This window comes from Cobetia sp. MC34, from assembly GCF_018340035.1.
Taxonomy (GTDB): Bacteria; Pseudomonadota; Gammaproteobacteria; order Pseudomonadales; family Halomonadaceae; genus Cobetia; species Cobetia amphilecti.
Genome location: NZ_JADPPY010000072.1, coordinates 1 through 3,655 on the forward strand (window position 1 = coordinate 1; position 3,655 = coordinate 3,655).

3 protein-coding genes are annotated in these 3,655 nt (G+C 53.9%); all 3 read right to left on the reverse strand.

Features of this window, described 5'->3' with window-relative positions; genetic code table 11:
- Nucleotides 1–76: 76 nt before the first annotated feature.
- The 3 genes from IZU87_RS17080 to IZU87_RS17090 all read right to left on the reverse strand — a co-directional run bounded on the left by IZU87_RS17080 (nucleotide 77) and on the right by IZU87_RS17090 (nucleotide 3,449).
- The gene (locus IZU87_RS17080) at nucleotides 77–958 is read right to left on the reverse strand and encodes a hypothetical protein (RefSeq protein ID WP_213115342.1); all 882 of its coding nucleotides are present in this window, start codon (nucleotides 956–958) and stop codon (nucleotides 77–79) included.
- 518 nt (nucleotides 959–1,476) lie between these two features.
- Nucleotides 1,477–2,565, reverse strand: a complete 1,089-nt coding sequence (locus IZU87_RS18215; RefSeq protein WP_084589651.1) for a TniQ family protein — start codon at nucleotides 2,563–2,565, stop codon at nucleotides 1,477–1,479.
- Complete coding sequence (locus IZU87_RS17090) at nucleotides 2,565–3,449, reverse strand: TniB family NTP-binding protein (protein WP_027957960.1); 885 nt, start codon at nucleotides 3,447–3,449, stop codon at nucleotides 2,565–2,567. The genes IZU87_RS18215 and IZU87_RS17090 overlap by 1 nt, the downstream gene beginning before the upstream one ends.
- Nucleotides 3,450–3,655: the final 206 nt, after the last annotated feature.

Genomic DNA, 3,655 nt, shown 5'->3' on the forward strand with positions numbered 1-3,655 from the left:
GATCAAGGGGTTCAACAAGCTGGAGCTGGTCGTGAACAACGTCCAGTTCAAGGACGGCGAACCCTTGGCCGATCAGTCAGACAGGGCTGCCGCCTGACCGGCCATACACAGAAATTGACAATAACTCTACGGTCTGTTGTCGAAGCATTTTCTGCGTTAATTTTGTGTCATGGAAATACTCCATGGCAGCAACGATCCATGCCTCCCTCCAGGCCTCTCCTTGATCAGCACACCGGGCCATCGTCATCAGGGTGCGGGCTAGTGTTTCTTTTCGCCGCTTTCTTGCCCGTTTTACATCCACCCGAGGAGCCAACGTGGTGGCATGTTGGCGATTTAAGAAATTAGTAAACCCCGTGACCGAGGCTGCTTGTCCGGGCACCGCCTGCAAATAGTTGTCCACATCGCCCTGTTGAGGCAGTCGCTGCCCCTCCCGGTCAGTAGCGAGTAGCAATGCGGCTGCCGCTCTTAGTGCAAGTCGTGCGGAGGTGTGGGACGTTTTGCCCGCCTCTATACGGGTTTCCAATTGCTGCCAATAAGCATGCAGCGCTTTTTCTGATAAAGAAGCGGACGGCATAGACCTGAGACACGCTTTGATACGTCGTTTCTCTGAGTCGATCTTCTTTGCTTGGTGATCCGGCTCTACCCCTTGCTCTTCATGCAGCCATCGCATAGGAAGTCTTACACGCCGCAACCCCTCCGCACCGAAGTGATGAAGCAGCTCCGAATAGCTCGGTATCCGTGACCATGCCTGGTCGATCTCAAGGAAGAACGAGAAGAAATGATTGATCTTGAGGGCAGCCTTATGCGGCCCTGTGGTACGAATCAGCCATTCACCAAATTCCCCAAAGGCCTCACGTAACGCTTTGGTGGTGATACCGGCTTGGCCAATGATGATCCGCTTACGACATGTGCGCGTCCAATAGCAGGGCTCACAGGCATCGCCTCGACCCGCTGGCATGGGATTACCACACAATGGACAGGCAATTTCCCCTTGCTCATTACAGGCTTTGCACAATGCGTCACCGCTGGATGTCATGACCAATAAGCGATGTCGACGACATGCAGAACAGGTACCGTGGTCTGCTGTCGAACAGCGTGGACATAAGCGATGATCATGCCCCATACGCGCCACTCGGGTAAGACGTTGAGATGCTTTCCCACACGCCTCGCAGGGCTCTGGTTCTTTGAAATAGGGAGCGCAGGCGATACAGACAGGGCCGTAGGGAGTGACCTTGCCGATGTTGTAGTCTGAACGGGCTTTTCCACATCGTGCACACGGTTTGTCGACGTTGCACTGACGACAGACGGCGTCTGGGTCATTCTTAGGCAGACGGGCTAACTCACCACATCGTGGGCACATTCGCCGCTTAAACACACGAGCATAGCAAGTTGAACAGTAACCATGCCCTTTATGGCGTCGCCACAATTTGGAGACTTCTCGACCACACTCATCGCAGTCGACCGTTTTGTGTTGCTTCAAGAGGTTGGCTCCGCTTTCATTCTCCGTTTTAAGCGCGCCCATGAGGCTCTCACTGCGCGTTCCGACATGGGGCGATGAGCCGGTAGAGCACGGCGGCGATGCGGCCCATGGGGGTGATGAGATAACCGCGATAACAACGGCAACAACATAACGGGGGGTGACTTTCGGGGATCATGAAGCGCGCTCGTTTTGACATTACAAGCGACCAGAGCGCTAAACGTTTCTTCAACGCCTATACTGAGCAAACGCTCCACCGCCGCTAATAAAGCACAACGCTCGTTGACAGGCAGCAGCTCAAACGCCAACCCAGACACAGGCATTTGGCTATCCGTCATCGAAATGCCCAATGTTAGAAGCGCATCTGCGAGGGGTGACGCAGGCCGCCGACTTGCACGCCGAACAACGCCAACAAAGAAGGTCACCATAGAAAACCAATCGGCGGGTGCGATAGGGGCCTCCCTAAACGTCACGTTGCTTCTTGTTAAAGCACGATCAGCCATCACTTGGAAACTGAACGCTTCTGGTAAAGGCGACGTGCATACCGCCTTTCTAAAATCGTTATAACACCGGCTGCACTGAGCTAAATGTTGATCTTCTGCTGACAGGCGATGAGGCTCTATAGGGGCCTTGCATACCGGGCACTCATCTATCAGTTGCACCCCATGAAAGCGGCACCCAGTGTGCCAAGCGAATCGCCAGTGTCGGCGCAAGTAGGGGGCTGAGTCCTCTGCCAAACACAATGCACAAATCTGTTGTCCTCCATGGCGAGTTCGATTTCGGCTGCCGAGTGCCAACAACCAGGGCCAAGTACGCGTTTCGGGTAATGAGTAACCGGCCACTTTCTCACAATCGTCCCGCATCCCAGCTTTCTGAAACTCAGCGGAAGATATCCCCGATGCATTGGCTAATGGGCGCATTCTGACGAGGGGAATTTCCCTGTCAATATCTCTCGTCCATATACGCCATGTTGGCCAGATAGCCCCAGTGAGCGACAAGGGATCACACCCCTGTCTCAACGCCGCCCGTACCAGCCATGAAGAAAGCGACTCTTCAGGCAACAGAGGCACACTCAGCGCCCAGGGCATTACAGCATCACTTCCCTAATGCCACGGGTAGGTCGCACCCATGATTTACTCTGAATAATTTTCTCATCGATGCGCTCAGCCCCGGACAAAATAGCGGCATTGGCACACTCAATCAGCAGCCGGTGCAGGTCGCCAAAATTGCCGCCAGAGATCGCGTGGAGCTGGGTCGCCAATTGGGGCTCATGCAGTTGGGAAGGATGTTTGAGAGGTAATATCTTCTCAAAGCCAGCGAGCAGCTTCTGAAACTCCTGATTGAGCTCCCACTTTGGTAACGCGACCACATCAAAGCGACTCGCATGCTGTGGGTCTGAATGCAGCACACGCACAGCGTCTTGCGTCCCCACACCAACGATGGGAATCATTAGCTCATTGCATAAAAGCTTAATGGCATTCATCGTTTCGCGCTGCTTAACAGCACCACCGGTTAACAGAGAGTGAAACTCATCGATGATCAGTAAGCGCGTATGGCAAGCACGCAGTTGATGAATCACCTGGTAGCGCAGCTTGGGAACAGGATCTGTAGGCCGGTAGGGAGCCCAGAAACTCTCTAGCACTGCGATATACAGACTTTTCTCATCGGCACTCGGGGGAGCCTGAGTGACAACAACAGGCTTCACGGGCTCTACGTCTTCATTCACGTAGCCTTCACCGTACTGCTTACGAAACCGTTGAACGATGGTTGTCTTTCCGTTGTTGGAGTCACCCACGAGCAAGAGGTTAGGCATACGAGGACGACTGGGCTTCTCCATCAACCCACGCATGACCTCAATGACACGATTGGCCAATGGATAGCCCAACCAGCGCGGTTGATCCATAAACTCCATTCGCTCTTTAGCGGACAGCCCCAAGACGTGACGAAGATCAGGATGAAGGTGTGTGCTCATGCTATGTCCCAGTTCACATCGATATCACCCGTTAAAAGACCGTCCCCTTGAGCGGGTGTCTCTTTAGGGGCCGCAGTTGCCCTATCTGCCAGCGTAGTTGTCACCTAAACGGATTGAGAGGTGATCAACGTGCGTTATTCCACAGAGCGTAAGGAAGCCATCCTCAAGAAGATGGCGCCGCCTATGAGCATGACCATCCCGGAATT

Excerpts from the sequence above, each read along its gene's own strand:
- IZU87_RS18215 (WP_084589651.1), bottom strand. The coding sequence starts at position 2,565 with ATGCCCTGGGCGCTGAGTGTGCCTCTGTTGCCTGAAGAGTCGCTTTCT.
- IZU87_RS17080 (WP_213115342.1), bottom strand. The coding sequence starts at position 958 with ATGCCAGCGGGTCGAGGCGATGCCTGTGAGCCCTGCTATTGGACGCGC.
- IZU87_RS17090 (WP_027957960.1), bottom strand. The coding sequence starts at position 3,449 with ATGAGCACACACCTTCATCCTGATCTTCGTCACGTCTTGGGGCTGTCC.